The organism is Duganella alba, assembly GCF_009674495.1.
GTDB lineage: Bacteria > Pseudomonadota > Gammaproteobacteria > Burkholderiales > Burkholderiaceae_D > Rugamonas > Rugamonas alba.
On sequence record NZ_WKJN01000012.1, the window covers coordinates 93,825 to 111,551 of the forward strand.

Here is a 17,727-nt window from a genome sequence, read left to right on the forward strand (position 1 = left end):
GGAGCCAAATGAACGCCAACCCGAAATTCGTGTCCGCCACCGCAACGGTGGACGAGGCAGCGATTCAGCCACTACCCAATTCTCGCAAGATCTACGTGCCAGGCAGCCGCGCCGACATCCGCGTGCCGATGCGCCAGGTATCGCAGGCCGACACGCCGGCGTCGTTCGGCTTCGAGGCCAATCCGCCGGTCTACGTCTACGACACCTCCGGCCCGTACACCGATCCGGACGCGCGGATCGACATCCGCTCCGGCCTGGCCGAAACGCCGCGCCTGCCGTGGATACTGGAGCGCGACGACACCGAGGAGCTGGACGGCCCGACCTCCGTCTACGGCAAGGCGCGCCTGGCCGATCCGGCGCTGGCGGAGCTGCGCTTCAACCTGCACCGCCAGCCGCGCCGCGCGCGCGAAGGCAAGAACGTCACGCAGATGCATTACGCGCGCCAGGGCATCATCACGCCGGAGATGGAGTTTGTCGCCATCCGCGAAAACCTGCGCCGCAAGGAGTACATCGAGAGCCTGAAGGTGTCCGGCCCGATGGGGCAGCGGCTGGCCGACCTGATGGGCCGCCAGCATCCGGGGCAGAACTACGGCGCCAGCATTCCCGATGAGATCACGCCGGAATTCGTGCGCTCGGAAATCGCCCGTGGCCGCGCCATCATCCCGGCCAACATCAATCACCCGGAAGTGGAGCCGATGATTATCGGCCGCAATTTCCTGGTCAAGATCAACGCCAACATCGGCAACTCGGCGGTGACCTCGTCGATCGGCGAGGAGGTCGAGAAGATGACCTGGTCGATCCGCTGGGGCGGCGACACGGTGATGGACCTGTCGACCGGCAAGCATATCCATGAAACGCGCGAGTGGATCATCCGTAATTCGCCCGTACCTATCGGCACGGTGCCGATTTACCAGGCGCTGGAAAAGGTCAACGGCAAGGCCGAGGACCTGACCTGGGAAATCTTCCGCGACACGCTGATCGAACAGGCGGAGCAGGGCGTCGACTACTTCACCATCCACGCCGGCGTGCTGCTGCGCTATGTGCCGCTGACGGCCAAGCGCATGACGGGCATCGTTTCGCGCGGCGGTTCGATCATGGCCAAGTGGTGCCTGGCGCATCACAAGGAATCGTTCCTGTACACGCACTTTGAAGACATCTGCGACATCATGAAGGCGTATGACGTGTCGTTCTCGCTGGGCGATGGCCTGCGTCCGGGATCGATCTACGACGCCAACGACGAGGCGCAGCTGGGCGAATTGAAAACGCTGGGCGAGCTGACGCAGATCGCCTGGAAGCACGATGTGCAGGTGATGATCGAAGGTCCGGGCCACGTGCCGATGCAGCTGATTAAAGAGAACATGGATCTGCAGCTGGAGCAGTGCCACGAGGCGCCGTTCTACACGCTGGGGCCTTTGACCACCGACATCGCGCCGGGCTATGACCACATCACCTCCGGCATCGGCGCAGCGCAGATCGGCTGGTATGGCACGGCCATGCTGTGCTATGTGACGCCGAAGGAGCATCTGGGGCTGCCGGACAAGAACGACGTCAAGGACGGCATCATCACGTACAAGATCGCGGCGCATGCGGCGGATCTGGCCAAGGGGCATCCGGGCGCGCAGATCCGCGACAACGCGCTGTCCAAGGCGCGCTTTGAATTCCGCTGGGACGACCAGTTCAATCTGGGCCTGGACCCGGACAAGGCGCGCGAATTCCATGACGAGACTCTGCCGAAGGATTCGGCCAAGGTGGCGCATTTCTGCTCGATGTGCGGGCCGCATTTCTGCTCGATGAAGATCACGCAGGAGGTGCGCGCATATGCGGAGAACGGCATGCAGGTCAAGGCGGTGGAGTTCATCAAGAATGGCGCCGAGTTGTATAGCAAGGCCTGATCATGATCGAGATTGAACTGAATGGGACGCCGCATCTGGTGCCGCCGGAGCATACGCTGCACCAGCTGGTGGATGCGCTGTCGTTGACCGGGCAGGCGCTGGCGCTGGCGGTCAATCGCAATGTGGTGCCGCGCCAGCAGTGGCAGCAGCGCGTGCTGCAGGCGCAGGACAAGGTGGATATCGTGCGCGCTATTGGCGGCGGCTGATTTTTCTTTCACCCGCACGGCCTGGTGGGGTCTGACCCCTGCGGGGGCAGACCCCTAAGTGGTGATGCTGATGTCGTGGCTAAAGCGTGCGGGGTAAACGTTTTGAGGATGATTTTGATGACTGATTTTTTAACCATCGCGGGCAAGCAGTACGCCTCGCGGCTGCTGGTGGGCAGCGGCAAGTACAAGGACCTGCAACAAACCCGCGAGGCGACCGATGCCGCCGAAGCGGAAATCATCACGGTGGCGATCCGCCGCGTGAATATCGGCCAGGATCCGAAGGCGCCCAGCCTGCTGGATGTGCTGCCGCCATCGCAGTACACCATCCTGCCGAATACGGCCGGCTGCTACAACGCCAAGGACGCCGTCTACACCTTGCAGATGGCGCGCGAACTGCTCAACGGCCACAAGCTGGTGAAGCTGGAAGTGCTGGGCGACGAGAAGACGCTGTTCCCCAATATGCCGGAAACGCTGGTGGCCGCCGAGGCGCTGGTGAAGGACGGCTTCGACGTCATGGTCTACTGTAGCGACGACCCGATCCAGGCGCGCATGCTGGAGGATATCGGCTGCGTGGCGGTGATGCCGCTGGCGTCGCTGATCGGCTCCGGCATGGGCATCCTCAATCCATGGAACCTGTCGCTGATTATCGAGCAGGCCAGGGTGCCGGTGCTGGTCGATGCCGGCGTCGGCACCGCGTCCGACGCGGCCATTGCGATGGAGCTGGGCTGCGACGGTGTGCTGATGAACACCGCCATCGCCGGCGCGCAGGATCCCGTGCGCATGGCGCGCGCCATGAAGCTGGGCGTGCAGGCCGGCCGCGAGGCTTATCTGGCGGGCCGCATTCCGCGCAAGTTCGCAGCGTCGCCGTCGTCGCCGATGGCGGGCCGGTTGGCATGAGTGGCGCCGACGCGCGTCCCTGTGTGCTGGTGTTCGCCGGACTCGATCCGTCCGGCGGCGCTGGGCTGACGGCGGACGCGCAGGCGATTGCGGGGCAGGGCGCGCACGCACTCACCGTCTGCACGGCGCTCACGGTGCAGGACAACGACTGTGTGTACGGCGTGCGGCCGGTGGAGGCGGAGCTGGTGCTGCGGCAGGCGCAGGCTTTGGCCGGCAAGATGGCGATCAGCGCGGTGAAGATCGGCATCACCGGCAGCGCCGCCAACGCGCAGGCGATTGCGGAGTTCATCGTGTGGCTGCGCGCGCGCGGCGATGCGATGCCGCGTCCGGAACTGCCGGTGGTGCTCGACCCGGTGCTGGCCAGTGGCCATGGCGACCTGCTGTCACGCGACGACGCGGTGCAAGCCGTGTCGCCGCTGCTGCCGCTGACCACCGTGCTCACGCCGAACGGACCGGAGGCGCAGGCGCTCGGCGGCGTATTGCAGCCGGCCGCGCAGGCCGCCGCGTTGCGCGCGCGCGGCTGCCGCCACATCCTCATCACCGGCGGCCACGGTGACGGCGACGAAGTCGTCAATCGCTGGTACGGCCCCGGCGCCCCGATCGCTGGCGCGGCATCCGGCGCTGCCGCTGTGAGTTCGGCGTCGGCTGGCACAACGGCGGCGGCCCTTTCCATCGCGGCGAGCGCTGCGTCGACTCGTGCGACGGCGGCGGCCTTGACTGTCGCGGCGGATGGCAGCGGGCCGGCGCCGTGCCCGCGCGAATGGCGCTGGCCGCGCCTCGATGGCGCTTTTCATGGCAGCGGCTGCACGCTGGCGTCGGCCATCGCCGGCCAGCTGGCGCTGGGCCTGCCGACCGCCGTGGCGCTCGAATACGCCCAGCACTACGTCTACCACGCGCTGCGCGACGCCTACGCCATCGCCGCCGGCCAGCGCATTCCGCTGCGCTAACCATCAGGAGAAATCATGCAAGGACTCTACCTCGTCACGCCCAACTGGGACGACACCGACCGCCTGCTGCACGTCAGCGAACAGGCGCTGAACGCCGGCCATATCGCGTTGCTGCAATACCGCCACAAGGAAGCCGGCCCGGACCAGCGCGCCGAACAGGCGGCCGCGCTGCTGGCGCTGTGCCGCCGCCACCGCGTGCCGTTCATCGTCAACGACTTCGTCGACCTGTGCGAGCAGCTGGACGCCGACGGCGTCCACCTCGGCGGCACCGATGCCGAAGTGGCCGACATCCGCGCCCGTCTTGGCGCAGAAAAAATCATCGGCGCCTCCTGCTACGGCGACCTGCCGCGCGCGCTGAACGCCCAGCAGGCCGGCGCCAGCTACGTCGCCTTCGGCGGCTTTTATCCGTCGCGCGTGAAGAAATACGCGGTCACCACGCCACCGTCCATCCTCGACCTGGCCCGCGAACGGATCCACGTGCCGACCGTGGTCATCGGCGGCATGACGCCGGAAAACGCCGCGCCGCTGGTCGCCCGTGGCGCCGATATGGTGGCCGCCATCAGCAGCATCTATCAAGCTGAAAGTGTGGCGGATGCGGTAGACCAATTCCAGTTGCTATTTACGCAGCAATAAAACGCTTGGAGTACAGACGGTTTTCGGCTTTATAATGGACTCGTTAGCAATAGCCCGAGGTAGCCGCCCCTATGCCTTTATCTTCCGTCAGCCCCAAGCGTCTCATTCTCATTGTCGACGACGATCCTCTGCTGCTCGACTTCCTTGGCGAAGTCCTGAGCCATGCCGGCTACGACGTAGCCAAGGCGCCTTCCGCGGAACAAGCCCTGCAAGCCATTGCCCAGCGTGAGCCGGACCTGGCCCTGCTGGACATCCACATGCCCGGCATGAACGGCCTGGAACTGGCCAAGCAGCTGCACGCCACCAGTTCGGTGCCGTTCATGTTCCTGTCCGGACGCGGCGACGCCGACGCCGGCAAGCAGGCCGCTTCCTACGGTGCGGTCGGCTTCCTGGTCAAGCCGGTCGACGAGAAGCAGCTGATGCCGGCCTTTGCCGCCGGCCTGGCGCGCGCCGACGAGATCCGCCAGCTGCGCCGCACCGAGCTGAACCTGAATGCCGCGCTGGCTGCCGGCCGCGAAACCAGCCTGGCCGTGGGCCTGCTGATGTGCAAATTCCAGACCGACCGCAACACCGCCTTCGAGGTGCTGCGCGACCACGCCCGCTCGAACCGCCGCAAGGTGAACGAGGTGGCGGACCAGCTGCTGGCGGCCGAGGAAACCTTGAACAGTCTGCACGGCGCGTTCAATAACCGTCTGAAAAAGTAAACGACCAGGGCAATTTTCCTTGCTCTGGGGCATTTTTGATATACACTACTGTCTGAGCGGCGGATAAAACATATCCGTCCGCCTCAGCAGCGACATGGCCTCATCTGCGCCTGTCGCCTCAATGGCCGCCTGTACCCTGCGCCACCCCCCGATTCCTTCGGCCCAACTCCGCCGAGCTTGCACCTAGCTTATCAAGCGGAGACAGTCATGACCAATGATCATCCAAGCAGCACCTATCGCCCTTTTACCGAAGAGAGCGGCGGCGCCATCGGTTTTTCCATTTTTGCCTCGGCGCCGCGCGTGCTGCACGTCGACAGCGACCATGACGCGGCGCTGGTGCTGGCCGCGCTGCTGGTGCCGGAGACCCAGGTCACCCACGTGCCGACCCTGGCGGCCGCGCAGGAACTGCTGCATCGCGAGAAGTTCGCGCTGGTGGTGCTGGACCCCGACCTGCCGGACGGCGACGGCGTCGACCTGCTGGCCGAACTGCGCGCCTACCAGGCCGACGCGCGCGTGCTGATGTATTCGGCGCGCCATCCGGAACACCACAACGCCGGCAGCGCCTTCCTGCCCAAGCCGTGGACTTCGCCGCGCCAGCTGTGGCGCACCGTGTCCGATCTGCTGGGCATCGGCTCTGCGATGCCGGTTGAACCCCAATAATCGGCTTATTGATAATAAATACAAGGTGGCGTCCATCCGCGCTTGTTGCGCGGCTGGCTGAGGTGATAGTCTGCCGGATCAACTCAACCAGGAAACATTGATGACGTCACCAATCAAACTCGCCATCGTCGGCGTGGGCAAGATCGTTTACGACCAGCATCTGCCAGCCATCACCGCGAACGCCGACTACGCGCTGGTCGCGACGGCCAGCCGCAACAACACCATCGACAACGTCCCCAGCTTCCCGACCATTGAAGCGATGCTGGCGGCCGATCCGTCCATCGAAGCCGTCTCGCTGTGCATGCCGCCGCAGTACCGCTACGCCGCCGCGCGCAAGGCGCTGGCCGCCGGCAAGCACGTGTTCCTGGAAAAGCCGCCGGGCGCCACGCTGTCGGAAGTGGCCGACCTGGAAGCCTACGCCGCCGCGCAGGGCGTGAGCCTGTTCGCCAGCTGGCACTCGCGCTATGCGCCGGGCGTGCAGCCGGCCAAGGCCCACCTGGCCGTCGACAAGCCAACCGCCATGCACGTGATCTGGAAAGAAGACGTGCGCCAGTGGCATCCGAACCAGGACTGGATCTGGCAGGCCGGCGGGCTGGGCGTGTTCGATCCGGGCATCAATGCGCTGTCGATCGTCACCGAAATCCTGCCGTCGGCCGTGTTCCTGACCCAGGCCGCGCTGGAGTTCCCGGAAAACCGCGACGCGCCGATCGCCGCCGACCTGCGTTTCCAGGACGCCGACGGCGTCAAGGTGCACGCCGAGTTCGACTGGCGCCAGACCGGCAAGCAAAGCTGGGACATCATCGTCAGCACCGCCAGGGGCGAAGTGCGCCTGGCCGACGGCGGCTCGCGCCTGTGGATCGACGGCGCCGAGCAGACGCTGGAGAAGGAAGCCGAATACCCGTCGCTGTACCAGCGTTTCGCCGCCATCATCCGCGCCGGCAAGTCGGACGTCGATGTGGCGCCGCTGCGCCACGTGGCCGACGCGTTCATGCTGGGTCAGCGCAAAGTGGTAGAGGCATTCCACGACTGATTTGTTATCATGATGTTCCAACGCGAAAGGAACATCATGAAAACCAAAGCAGCCGTTGCCTGGCAAGCGGGCAAGCCCCTGACGATTGAAGAAGTCGAATTGGGCGGCCCGCGCGAGGGCGAAGTGCTGGTCGAGATCAAGGCCACCGGCATTTGCCACACCGATTACTACACTCTGTCCGGCGCCGATCCGGAAGGGATTTTCCCGGCGATCCTGGGCCATGAAGGCGCGGGCATCGTGGTTGACGTCGGTCCCGGCGTCAAATCGCTGAAAAAAGACGACCACGTCATTCCGCTGTACACGCCGGAATGCCGCCAGTGCAAATTCTGCCTGTCGCAAAAAACCAATCTGTGCCAGTCGATCCGTTCCACGCAGGGCCGCGGCCTGATGCCGGATGCGACCAGCCGCTTCTCCATCGACGGCAAGCCGATCTATCACTACATGGGCACGTCGACCTTCTCGAACTACATCGTGGTGCCGGAAATCGCGCTGGCCAAGATCCGTGAAGACGCGCCGTTCGACAAGGTGTGCTACATCGGTTGCGGCGTCACCACCGGCGTCGGCGCGGTGCTGTTCACCGCCAAGGTGGAAGCGGGCGCGAACGTTGTCGTGTTCGGTCTCGGCGGCATCGGCCTGAATGTGATCCAGGCCGCCAAGATGGTGGGCGCGGACAAGATCATCGGCGTCGACATCAATCCGGCCCGCCAGGAAATGGCGCGCAAGTTCGGCATGACGCACTTCATCAATCCGAACGAAGTGGAAAACGTGGTCGACCACATCATCCAGCTGACCGACGGCGGCGCCGACTACAGCTTCGAGTGCGTCGGCAACACCACGCTGATGCGCCAGGCGCTGGAGTGCTGCCACAAGGGCTGGGGCAAGTCGATCATCATCGGCGTGGCGGCGGCCGGGCAGGAAATCTCCACCCGTCCGTTCCAGCTGGTGACGGGCCGCGAGTGGAAGGGTTCGGCCTTCGGCGGCGCGCGCGGCCGTACCGACGTACCGAAGATCGTCGACTGGTACATGGAAGGCAAGCTGAACATCGACGACCTGATCACCCACCGCCTGAAGCTGGAAGACATCAACCAGGGCTTCGACCTGATGAAGAGCGGCGAATCGATCCGCTCCGTCGTTCTGTACTAAAACAGCCCGCCCGGAAGGATGTAGAAAAAAAGTTCTAGACTTCGCAATCTAGATAATTTATTCTACATCCATCTACCCGGAGCGCGGCATGAATCCACAACTCACTTCCCTGTTACAAGCATTGGTGCCCGCCACCGGCTGGGCGCTGCTGCATTTCGTCTGGCAAGGCCTGTTGATCGGCTGGGGCGTGGCGTTGGCCATGCAGCTGCTGCGCAAGGCGCGTCCGCAAACGCGCTACGCCGTGGCCTGCGCGGCCATGCTGCTGTGCGCGGCGCTGCCGCTGTCGAGCATCATTCTGCAACTGGCCGATGCGCAGGCTGCTGACGGCTTCGGCAATGCGGTGCAGACCGTGGCCGCCTCGGATGCCGGCGCCAGCGTCCCCCTGATCGACGACAGCACGCTGGATGGCGTCAAGTCCGTGCTGCGCCGCCAGCTGCCGTGGATCGTCGGCCTGTGGCTGGCCGGCGCGGCGTTGATGTCGCTGCGCCTGGCGCTGGGCTTGAAGTGGGTGGCCGACCATACCCGCGCCGATCAATACACCACCAATCCTTACTGGCAGCGCCGCTTGTCCGAGCTGGCACGCCGTTTCGACATCGAGCAATTCGTCCAGCTGGGCGTGTCCGAGCGCATCGACAGCCCGGTCACCGCCGGCTGCTGGAAGCCGGTCGTGCTGGTGCCAGGCGCGCTGATCACCGGCATGCCGGTCGATCTGCTGGAAGCGCTGCTGGCGCACGAGCTGGCGCACATCAAGCGCCACGATTATCTCGTCAACCTCATACAAAGCGCGATCGAGATCGTGCTGTTCTATCACCCTAGTGTTTGGGCTATATCGCGCAGGATACGGATCGAGCGGGAACAAATCGCCGACGACCTGGCCGTGGGTATGCTCGGCCAGCCGCAAAAGCTGGCGCAAGCCCTGTCGCAACTGGATCGATTTCAGTTCGACACAACACAACTAGCCCACGCGGCTCACGGAGGAAATCTCATGTCTCGTATTAAACGCCTGCTGCGTCCCGATGTTGAACCGGTCAGCTGGAAGATGGCTGTGCCGCTGGCAGGCCTGTTTGCCGCCGGCGCGGTGTTCTATGCCCATGCCTCGCCGCCACCGCTGCCCATGCTGCCGGCCGCGCCTGCCGTCGCCATGATGGAGCCGCCAGCCATTGAGGCTCCTGAAGCGCCTGCCGCACCGGAGGCGCCGGCCATGGTGGCCGAACCAGCGCCAGTCGCACCGGTTGCGCCAGTCGGGCCAGTCGGACCAGTTGGTCCAGTCGGACCAGTCTCGCTGCTGGTCGCGCAAGCCGCATCAGCCGCCCCAGCCGCCCCAGCCGCCCCAGCCGCCCCGGCCGCGCCCGCTGCCGCACCGGCACCCGCTGCCGCACCTGCGCCGGCTGCCGCGCCGTCGCCCGTCGCCAGCCCTGCGCCATCCTCCCGCAGCAGCTACGCCATCGTGCACGCCGGCCGCGACAACATCACCGTTTCCGCCACCACGCAGGAAATCAAGCAGGTCGCCAGGCTGCGCGACAGCGTGAAAGGCGATTTCCTCTGGTTCCGTGACGGCGACAAAACCTATGTAGTGCGCGACCCTGCCGTGCTGGCCCGCATCGACCAGGCCTGGACGCCGGTTGAACGCATCGGCGCGCAAATGGACGAGCAGGGCAAGAAAATGAACGCCCAAGGCAAGATCATGAGCGACGTCGGCACCGAAATCGGCATTGCAGCCGGCGAGTTCGGCAAGAAATCCGCCCAGAACGCTGAAGTGAATCAGCGTGCGATGGAAAAACTGGCGCGCGCCCAGGAACGCATCGGCCGCCGCATCGAAGCAGCGGCACGCGAGCTGGGCCCGGACAGCAGCCAGGAAAAGATCCGCGCCTTCCAGGAGAAGCAGGCCGCCCTGCAAAAGGAAATGGAACCGCTGCAACGCCAGATGGCGGAACAGCAAAAGGAACTCTCGGCCAAGATGGAAAAAGTGCATGAACTCGATGCACCGCTGCGCGAGCTGAACAAGAAAATGGCCGCCGTCAGCCGTCCGATGGGCGAACTCAGCGGGCAGATGGCGCAGCTGAGCCTGAAGCACGCCGACGCCGTCCGCGAAGCCGAACGCGCCATCCGCGCGCTGATGGAGGAAAGCTTGCAAAACGGTAAGGCCGTTTCCGCACCATCCGCATGATGAAGAGGCATCCCGGTATAATCACGGGATGCATAATCTTCTCCACAACCTCAACGACGAACAGCTTGCCGCTGTTACCTTGCCCGCGCAGAGCGCACTGATTCTTGCGGGAGCCGGTTCTGGTAAAACCCGCGTTCTGACCACCCGCATCGCCTGGCTGATTCAAACCGGCCAGGTGTCGCCTTCCGGTATCCTGGCGGTGACCTTCACCAACAAGGCCGCCAAGGAGATGCTGACCCGTCTGTCCGCCATGCTGCCGATTAACACGCGCGGCATGTGGATCGGCACCTTCCACGGCCTGTGCAACCGCCTGCTGCGCACCCACCACCGCGACGCCGCGCTGCCGCAGACTTTCCAGATTCTCGATACGCAGGATCAGCTGTCGGCCATCAAGCGCCTGCTGAAGGCGAACAACGTCGATGACGAGAAGTTCCCGCCGAAGGACATCATGTACTTCATCAACGGCGCGAAGGACCAGGGCCTGCGCGCCGACAAGATCGATCCGTACAACGCCGACGAGCGCAAGAAGGTCGAGCTGTACCAGCTGTACGACGACCAGTGCCAGCGCGAAGGCGTGGTCGACTTCGCCGAACTGCTGTTGCGCACCTACGAGCTGTTGAGCCGCAACCAGCCGCTGCGCGAACACTACCAGCAGCGCTTCCAGCACATCCTGGTCGACGAGTTCCAGGATACCAATGACCTGCAATACAAATGGCTGAAGCTGATGTCCGGCCACGGCACGCAGAGCAGCAGCGCGCTGTTCGCCGTCGGCGACGATGACCAGTCGATCTACGCCTTCCGCGGCGCCAACGTCGGCAATATGAGCGCCTTCGAGCGCGAGTTCCACGTCAAGAACCTGATCAAGCTGGAGCAGAACTATCGCTCGCATGGTCACATCCTGGACGCCGCCAACGTGCTGATCGCCAATAACAGCAAGCGCCTGGGCAAGAACCTGCGCACCGACGCCGGCCACGGCGAGCAGGTGCGCGTCTACGAAGCCAACTCGGATCTGTCCGAAGCGTCGTGGATCATCGAGGAAACCAAGAACCTGATCCACGACGGCGCCTCGCGCAGCGAAATCGCCGTGCTGTACCGTTCGAATGCGCAGTCGCGCGTGATCGAGCATGCGCTGTTCTCGGCCGGCATTCCGTACCATGTGTATGGCGGCCTGCGCTATTTCCAGCGCGCCGAGGTCAAGCATGCGATCGCCTACCTGCAACTGATGGACAATCCGCACAACGATTCCGCTTTCCTGCGCGTGGTCAACTTCCCGGCGCGCGGCATCGGCGTGCGCTCGATCGAGACCTTGCAGGCGGCGGCCGACCAGTACCGCGTGTCGCTGTACGCGGCCGTGCCGTATGTGACCGGCAAGGCCGGCACCTCGCTGGCCGGCTTCGTCAAGCTGATCGAGGGCGCGCGCTTTGAAACGCAGCAGATGGCCTTGCCGGAACTGGTGCGCGTGGTGCTGGAACAGTCGACGCTGCTGACCCACTACGCCACCGAAAAGGAAGGCGCCGACCGTATCGAAAACTTGGAGCAGATGGTCAGCGCCGCCACGCAGTTCGTGTCGGAAGAAGGCTTTGGCCAGGGCGCGCCGGCGCATCTGGGGCCGCAGTCGCTGCCGCAGTCCGGCCTGCCGGTGGTGAACGAGGACGGCTTCGAGATTCTGGATGCCGATGCGCCGCTGGCGACCGTGATGTCGCCGCTGTCGGCCTTCCTGTCGCACGCGTCGCTGGAGGCGGGCGACAACCAGGCCACCGTCGGCCAGGAAGCGGTGCAGATGATGACGGTGCACTCGGCCAAGGGCCTGGAGTTCAACAACGTCTTCATCACCGGGCTGGAAGAGGGCCTGTTTCCGCACGAGAGCAGTTCGCGCGAGCATGACGGCGTGGAAGAGGAGCGCCGCCTGATGTACGTGGCGATCACCCGCGCACGCCAGCGCCTGTACCTGAGCTTTGCGCAGACGCGCATGCTGCACGGCCAGACGCGCTACAACATGAAGTCGCGCTTCTTTGACGAGTTGCCGGAAGATGCGTTGAAGTGGCTGACGCCGAAGGTGCAGCAGGGCTGGTTCGCGGCCCGCAAGTCGGCCTGGGACGAAGCGCCGCTGGTGGGTTCGGACAAGGCGCTGGCGCAGAAGATGGCCAGCAAGGCGGCCGAGGCCAGTTCAGGCTGGCGCCTGGGCCAATCGGTGGCCCACGCCAAGTTCGGCGAGGGCGTGATTGTGAATATCGAAGGCAGTGGCAATAACGCCCGCGCCCAGATCAACTTTGGCAGCGCCGGCATGAAGGTGCTCGATCTGAGCATCGCCAAGCTCGACAAGATTTAAGGCTTGTCGAGATTGACCGTCGCAGGCGCAGGCGTCTGCGGCGGGCCGAACAGCTGGACGTAAGCCGCGTACAGCGTGCAATGCACCATCACCAGCGAAAACAGGAACAGCGTCAGAATGCCGACAATGCCTATTTGCGACGTGCCAAACACCAGTATCACGATCTGAACGCCGACGAAGTACAGCAGGTGCAGCACCACCACGGCGGTGAAGAACGCCTTGGCCGCGCGCAGCACCGACACCACGCTGAAGAACAGCGCCTTGTTCAAGGCCATCTTCTGCCAGAAAATCAGCGGCGCCGTCATCGATGTCAGCGTCCAGCCGACCAGGAAAATGGCCGATGACGCCAGCAGGCCGCCCAGCAGGCCATCGGTATCCTCCGGCTTGATGACGCCCCTGGCTTGCGCCTCCTTCAGCGCGGTCAGCGCGTCGCCGGACATGGTGTACAGCGCCACCATCGCCAGCACCATCAGCAGGAAATTCAGCCCGCCCAAGGCCAGCAGATGCTTGCGCATCGGCGACTGAAAACCGGACAGCAGCAGATGTGGCAGCGCGCGCCGGCCCTGATCGATTTCGGCGCAGCCCTGCAACAGGGTGACGGAGAACAGCGGCATCAGCACGCACCACAGGATCTGCCCCAGCACCGGCAACAGCAGGATGAACAGCGAGACGAACATGCAGACAAACAGCAGCGCCATCATGGCGCCCGGCTGCTTGCGGAACACCGTCCAGCCTTGCTTGACCCAGTGCAGGCCGACTCGTGCGGGTAGCTTTTCCATCAGAACAGCTCCGGCGCCGGCGTGGCGATGCGTTCGCGCAGGATGCGCTCGAAGTGGCCCGGATCATGCGGCGTCAGCATCTCCGCCTCGCGCGGGCGGTAGAAGTCGTACAGGCGCGACAGCCAGAAGCGCAGCGCGCCGGCGCGCAGCATCGGCTGCCATGCGGTGTGCTCGGCGGCGGTGAACGGCCGCACGGCGTGGTAGGCGTCCACCAGCGCGCGCACGCGGGCGGTGTCCAGCACGCCGGTGTCGAGGTCGATGCACCAGTCGTTGACGGTGACCGCGACGTCGAACAGCCAGGTGTCGCAGCCGGCAAAGTAGAAGTCGAAGAAGCCGGTCAGGCGCTCGCCGTCGAACATCACGTTGTTGCGGAACAGGTCGGCGTGTATCGGGCCCACTTGCAGCTGCTTGTGGACGTCGCAGGCGGCAAACGCATCCTGGAAGTGCACTTCGGCCTTCAGCAGGTGTGCCTTGTCTTCCGGAATGAACGGCAGCACTTCCGGCGTGGTTTCATGCCACCACGCCAGGCCGCGCAGGTTCGGCTGCTTCAGCGCGTAATCCTGGCCGGCCAGATGCATCTTCGCCAGCATGGCGCCAACCGCGGCGCAATGCACCGGCTGCGGCGACATTTGCGACTGGCCTTCCAGCTTGGTGACGATGGCCGCCGGCTTGCCGTGCAGGGCGACGATCAGCTCGCCCTTGTCATTGGCGACCGGCGCCGGCACCGCCACGCCGCGTTCGGCCAGGTGACGCATCAGATTGAGGTAAAACGGCAGTTGTTCGAATGACAAATTCTCGAAGATGGTGAGCACATACTGGTGTTGTTCACCATTGCGCTCGGTAGTCAGGAAGAAATTGCTGTTCTCGATGCCGGAACTGATGCCTTTGAGCTCAAGCGCTTGGCCGAGCGGAAATTGGGTGATCCACTGGGTGACATCCTCCAGCGATACCGGGGTAAAGACTGCCATGTGCGAATTCTAAGGTTCCGTGTAGGTGATGTGGCTTATTTGGCTGGCGGAGATTGCGGTGGGGTATTGAACTCCTGCTCGGCTTCCTCTTCGACAGATTTCTTTTTCTTCTTGCCGAGGTCGAACTCCATCACCGTCCATTGCGCGCCGCGCAGGTTGCCGCTCATGACGTCACCCGGCATGGCGGTGCCGGCCGGATGGTTGGGACGCAGGGTGTAGGTGCTGGGACCGCTTTTGACGGTGGCTTCGGTCACGTTGCCGCTATTGTCGCGTTTTTCCGTGATTTTGTTTTCGGCCGGCTTGGCGGTGATGGTGACGCCGTCATCGGTCACTTCTTCCAGTTTTTCCAGTTTTGGCGGGGCCTGGCTCGGGGTCGACTGGGCGAACGCCGTATGGGCGCCGAGCGTCAGGAGGAGGGCAGGCCAGAGAAGGGAAGTGCGCGTCATGATGGATCGCCTTTAGCAGAGAAATAGCCGCAGAATTTTTATGTATGATCCATTGTAACAAACAGACACCCATCGCTGTGCTTTCCCTTGGAGGGATGCCGCCGGACCCCGGTCAAAACCTGCGATAATGTTGTCTTCACGCTCAGCACCCTCATCTAGTTCCTATGCAAAATACCCTGTTGTTAGTAGACGGCTCCAGCTATCTTTACCGCGCTTTCCACGCGCTGCCCGACCTGCGCAGCGCCGACGGTCACCCGACCGGCGCCATGCACGGCATGGTCAACATGCTGCGCCGCCTCCGGGCCGACTACCCGGCCGCCTACATCGCCTGCGTATTCGATGCTAAAGGAAAAACTTTCCGTGATGACATGTATCCGGAATACAAGGCCACGCGCGCCTCGATGCCGGACGACCTGCGCCTGCAGATCGAGCCGATCCACGAGGCGGTCAAGGCCATGGGCTGGCCGATCCTGATGGTGGAGGGCGTGGAGGCCGACGACGTGATCGGCACCCTGTCGGTCGAGGCCTACAAGGCCGGCATGAACGTGGTGGTGTCCACCGGCGACAAGGATCTGGCGCAGCTGGTCAACGACAAGGTCATGCTGATCAACACCATGACCAACGAAAAGATGGACGAGGCCGGCGTGCTGGCCAAGTTCGGCGTGCCGCCGAACCGCATCATCGATTACCTGACCCTGATCGGCGACACCGTCGACAACGTGCCGGGCGTGTCCAAGTGCGGCCCGAAAACCGCGCTGAAATGGCTGACCCAGTACGATTCGCTGGACGGCGTGATGAGCAACGCCGACAAGATCACCGGCGCCGTCGGCCAGAACCTGCGCGATGCGCTGGAGTGGCTGCCGAAAGGCCGCGAACTGATCACCGTCAAGCTGGACTGCGACCTGACCGGCCACATGGTGTCGATCAGCGAATCGCTGATCGCGCGCGAGGAAGACAAGGAAGGGCTGCTGGCCTTCTTCAGCAAGTACGGCTTCAAGACGCTGCTGCGCGAACTGGGCACGGCTGCCAGCACGCCGGCGTCGACGGTCAAGGTGTCGCTGGATGCGCCGGTGGGCGGCGCCGCCTCGCTCAATGGCGACCTGTTCGCCGAACCGGTCATCGCCACCTACGAAACGGTGTACACCGACGAGCAGCTGGACAAGTGGATCGAGCGCATCAACGCCGCCGAGCTGACCGCCGTCGACACCGAAACCACGTCGCTGGAGCCGATGACGGCGCAGCTGGTCGGCATTTCGCTATCGGTGAAGGCGGGCGAGGCCTGCTACATCCCGGTCGCGCACAACTACCAGGGCGTGTCGCAGCAGCTGGAGCGCGAGCATGTGCTGGCCAAATTGAAACCGTGGCTGGAAGACGTCACCAGGCTGAAGGTCGGCCAGAACCTCAAGTACGACAGCCACATCTTCGCCAACCATGGCGTGTCGTTGCAAGGCATCCATCACGACACGCTGCTGGAATCGTATGTGTTTGAATCGCACCGCACGCACGACATGGACAGCCTGGCGCTGCGCCACCTGAACCACACCACGATTCCATTCGTGGACGTGTGCGGCAAGGGCGCCAGCATGATCACCTTCGACCAAGTGGAAATCGGCCGCGCCACCGAGTACGCGGCGGAAGACGCCGACATCACGCTGCGCCTGCATCAGAAGATGATCGGCGAAGTGGAGCCGGATGCGAAGCTGAATTTCATCTACCGCAATATCGAGCTGCCGACCGCCGTGGTGCTGCAAAAGATCGAACGCAACGGCGTGCAGATCGACGCCGCCTTGCTGGAGCAGCAATCGGCCGAGCTGGGCGCGCGCATCATCGAACTGGAAGCCAAGGCGCACGAGCTGGCCGAGCAGCCATTCAACCTCGGCTCGCCGAAACAGATCGGTGAGATCTTCTTCGAGAAGCTGAAACTGCCGGTGGTGAAAAAGACGCCGAGTGGCGCGCCATCCACCGACGAGGAAGTGCTGCAGAAGCTGGCCGAGGATTACCCGCTGCCGAAAGTGCTGCTGGAATACCGCAGCCTGTCCAAGCTGAAATCGACCTACACCGACAAGCTGCCGAAGGGCATCAACAAGGATACCGGCCGCGTGCACACCAACTACGCACAGGCGGTGGCGGTGACGGGGCGCCTGGCATCCAACGACCCGAACCTGCAAAACATTCCGATCCGCACCAAGGAGGGTCGCCGCATCCGTGAAGCCTTCGTGGCGCCGGCGGGTTCGCACATCGTGTCGGCCGACTATTCGCAGATCGAGCTGCGCATCATGGCGCACATCTCGGAAGACGAGAACATGCTGCGCGCGTTTGCCGAAGGCGTGGACATTCACCGCGCCACCGCCGCCGAGATCTTCGGCGTGGCGCCGGAATCGGTCGAGAGCGAGCAGCGCCGCTATGCCAAGGTGATCAACTTCGGCCTGATCTACGGCATGAGCGCGTTCGGCCTGGCGAGCAACCTGGGCATCGAACGCGGCGCGGCGCAGAGCTATATCGAACGCTACTTCGCGCGCTTCTCGGGCGTGAAGCAGTACATGGACGACACGCGCCTGCAGGCCAAGGCGCGCGGTTACGTGGAGACGGTGTTCGGCCGCCGCCTGTGGCTGCCGGAGATCAATTCGCCGAACGGCCCGCGCCGCCAGGGCGCCGAGCGCGCGGCGATCAATGCGCCGATGCAGGGCACGGCGGCGGATCTGATCAAGCTGGCCATGGTGGCGGTGCAGAACTGGCTGGAAACGGATAAGCTACAGACCAAGATGATCATGCAGGTCCACGACGAACTGGTGCTGGAAGTGCCGGATGCGGAGCTGGAGCTGGTCAAGCAAAAACTGCCGGAGCTGATGGCTGGCGTGGCGCAATTGAAAGTGCCGCTGATCGCCGAAGTCGGTGTCGGTTCTAATTGGGATCAAGCACACTAAGG

At 64.0% G+C, this 17,727-nt stretch carries 15 protein-coding genes; 12 read left to right on the forward strand and 3 right to left on the reverse strand.

The genetic code is table 11. The features are described 5' to 3' along the window. Positions 1–8: 8 nt before the first annotated feature. From thiC to GJ695_RS14275, 11 genes are all read left to right on the forward strand, one after another. Positions 9–1,892 (forward strand): phosphomethylpyrimidine synthase ThiC, encoded by a 1,884-nt coding sequence (gene thiC / locus GJ695_RS14225; RefSeq protein WP_154365760.1) that lies wholly within the window; start codon positions 9–11, stop codon positions 1,890–1,892. Between the two features lie 2 nt (positions 1,893–1,894). Continuing rightward, positions 1,895–2,098 (forward strand): sulfur carrier protein ThiS, encoded by a 204-nt coding sequence (thiS, locus tag GJ695_RS14230; RefSeq protein WP_154365762.1) that lies wholly within the window; start codon positions 1,895–1,897, stop codon positions 2,096–2,098. Positions 2,099–2,215: 117 nt separating this feature from the next. Beyond that, on the forward strand, positions 2,216–2,995 hold the full coding sequence (locus tag GJ695_RS14235; RefSeq protein ID WP_166455220.1) for a thiazole synthase: 780 nt from the start codon (positions 2,216–2,218) through the stop codon (positions 2,993–2,995). Then, a complete protein-coding gene (gene thiD / locus GJ695_RS14240; protein WP_154365765.1) occupies positions 2,992–3,942 on the forward strand; it encodes a bifunctional hydroxymethylpyrimidine kinase/phosphomethylpyrimidine kinase in 951 nt (316 codons plus the stop codon). The genes GJ695_RS14235 and thiD overlap by 4 nt, the downstream gene beginning before the upstream one ends. Before the next feature lie 15 nt (positions 3,943–3,957). Continuing rightward, complete coding sequence (thiE, locus tag GJ695_RS14245) at positions 3,958–4,575, forward strand: thiamine phosphate synthase (protein WP_154365766.1); 618 nt, start codon at positions 3,958–3,960, stop codon at positions 4,573–4,575. A 71-nt stretch (positions 4,576–4,646) separates the two neighbouring features. Then, a complete protein-coding gene (locus GJ695_RS14250) occupies positions 4,647–5,279 on the forward strand; it encodes an ANTAR domain-containing response regulator (RefSeq protein ID WP_154365767.1) in 633 nt (210 codons plus the stop codon). Positions 5,280–5,486: 207 nt separating this feature from the next. Further along, positions 5,487–5,939, forward strand: a complete 453-nt coding sequence (locus GJ695_RS14255) for a response regulator (RefSeq protein ID WP_154365768.1) — start codon at positions 5,487–5,489, stop codon at positions 5,937–5,939. 100 nt (positions 5,940–6,039) lie between these two features. Continuing rightward, positions 6,040–6,969, forward strand: a complete 930-nt coding sequence (locus GJ695_RS14260; RefSeq protein ID WP_154365769.1) for a Gfo/Idh/MocA family protein — start codon at positions 6,040–6,042, stop codon at positions 6,967–6,969. Positions 6,970–7,005: 36 nt separating this feature from the next. Next, a complete protein-coding gene (locus GJ695_RS14265) occupies positions 7,006–8,112 on the forward strand; it encodes an S-(hydroxymethyl)glutathione dehydrogenase/class III alcohol dehydrogenase (protein ID WP_154356645.1) in 1,107 nt (368 codons plus the stop codon). 88 nt (positions 8,113–8,200) lie between these two features. Continuing rightward, positions 8,201–10,279: a M56 family metallopeptidase gene (locus tag GJ695_RS14270; protein ID WP_154365771.1), complete on the forward strand. Its 2,079-nt coding sequence runs from the start codon at positions 8,201–8,203 to the stop codon at positions 10,277–10,279. A 28-nt stretch (positions 10,280–10,307) separates the two neighbouring features. Then, on the forward strand, positions 10,308–12,608 hold the full coding sequence (locus GJ695_RS14275) for a UvrD-helicase domain-containing protein (protein WP_154365773.1): 2,301 nt from the start codon (positions 10,308–10,310) through the stop codon (positions 12,606–12,608). Here the strand turns inward: GJ695_RS14275 and GJ695_RS14280 are convergent. Genes GJ695_RS14280 through GJ695_RS14290 form a run of 3 tightly spaced genes read right to left on the reverse strand, consistent with a single transcriptional unit; the run spans position 12,605 to position 14,801 of the window. Next, on the reverse strand, positions 12,605–13,387 hold the full coding sequence (locus GJ695_RS14280; RefSeq protein ID WP_154365775.1) for a BPSS1780 family membrane protein: 783 nt from the start codon (positions 13,385–13,387) through the stop codon (positions 12,605–12,607). The genes GJ695_RS14275 and GJ695_RS14280 overlap by 4 nt on opposite strands. Further along, complete coding sequence (locus tag GJ695_RS14285; protein WP_154365777.1) at positions 13,387–14,355, reverse strand: homoserine kinase; 969 nt, start codon at positions 14,353–14,355, stop codon at positions 13,387–13,389. The genes GJ695_RS14280 and GJ695_RS14285 overlap by 1 nt, the downstream gene beginning before the upstream one ends. Before the next feature lie 35 nt (positions 14,356–14,390). Further along, a complete protein-coding gene (locus tag GJ695_RS14290) occupies positions 14,391–14,801 on the reverse strand; it encodes a hypothetical protein (RefSeq protein WP_154365779.1) in 411 nt (136 codons plus the stop codon). A 164-nt stretch (positions 14,802–14,965) separates the two neighbouring features. On the opposite strand from GJ695_RS14290, the gene polA reads away from it, so the two are divergent. Beyond that, positions 14,966–17,725 (forward strand): DNA polymerase I, encoded by a 2,760-nt coding sequence (polA, locus tag GJ695_RS14295; protein WP_154365781.1) that lies wholly within the window; start codon positions 14,966–14,968, stop codon positions 17,723–17,725. Positions 17,726–17,727 lie beyond the last annotated feature (2 nt).

Bases quoted from the DNA above. Each gene is read 5' to 3' on its own strand.
- thiC (WP_154365760.1), top strand. From the start codon at position 9: ATGAACGCCAACCCGAAATTCGTGTCCGCCACCGCAACGGTGGACGAG.
- thiS (WP_154365762.1), top strand. From the start codon at position 1,895: ATGATCGAGATTGAACTGAATGGGACGCCGCATCTGGTGCCGCCGGAG.
- GJ695_RS14235 (WP_166455220.1), top strand. From the start codon at position 2,216: ATGACTGATTTTTTAACCATCGCGGGCAAGCAGTACGCCTCGCGGCTG.
- thiD (WP_154365765.1), top strand. From the start codon at position 2,992: ATGAGTGGCGCCGACGCGCGTCCCTGTGTGCTGGTGTTCGCCGGACTC.
- thiE (WP_154365766.1), top strand. From the start codon at position 3,958: ATGCAAGGACTCTACCTCGTCACGCCCAACTGGGACGACACCGACCGC.
- GJ695_RS14250 (WP_154365767.1), top strand. From the start codon at position 4,647: ATGCCTTTATCTTCCGTCAGCCCCAAGCGTCTCATTCTCATTGTCGAC.
- GJ695_RS14255 (WP_154365768.1), top strand. From the start codon at position 5,487: ATGACCAATGATCATCCAAGCAGCACCTATCGCCCTTTTACCGAAGAG.
- GJ695_RS14260 (WP_154365769.1), top strand. From the start codon at position 6,040: ATGACGTCACCAATCAAACTCGCCATCGTCGGCGTGGGCAAGATCGTT.
- GJ695_RS14265 (WP_154356645.1), top strand. From the start codon at position 7,006: ATGAAAACCAAAGCAGCCGTTGCCTGGCAAGCGGGCAAGCCCCTGACG.
- GJ695_RS14270 (WP_154365771.1), top strand. From the start codon at position 8,201: ATGAATCCACAACTCACTTCCCTGTTACAAGCATTGGTGCCCGCCACC.
- GJ695_RS14275 (WP_154365773.1), top strand. From the start codon at position 10,308: ATGCATAATCTTCTCCACAACCTCAACGACGAACAGCTTGCCGCTGTT.
- GJ695_RS14280 (WP_154365775.1), bottom strand. From the start codon at position 13,387: ATGGAAAAGCTACCCGCACGAGTCGGCCTGCACTGGGTCAAGCAAGGC.
- GJ695_RS14285 (WP_154365777.1), bottom strand. From the start codon at position 14,355: ATGGCAGTCTTTACCCCGGTATCGCTGGAGGATGTCACCCAGTGGATC.
- GJ695_RS14290 (WP_154365779.1), bottom strand. From the start codon at position 14,801: ATGACGCGCACTTCCCTTCTCTGGCCTGCCCTCCTCCTGACGCTCGGC.
- polA (WP_154365781.1), top strand. From the start codon at position 14,966: ATGCAAAATACCCTGTTGTTAGTAGACGGCTCCAGCTATCTTTACCGC.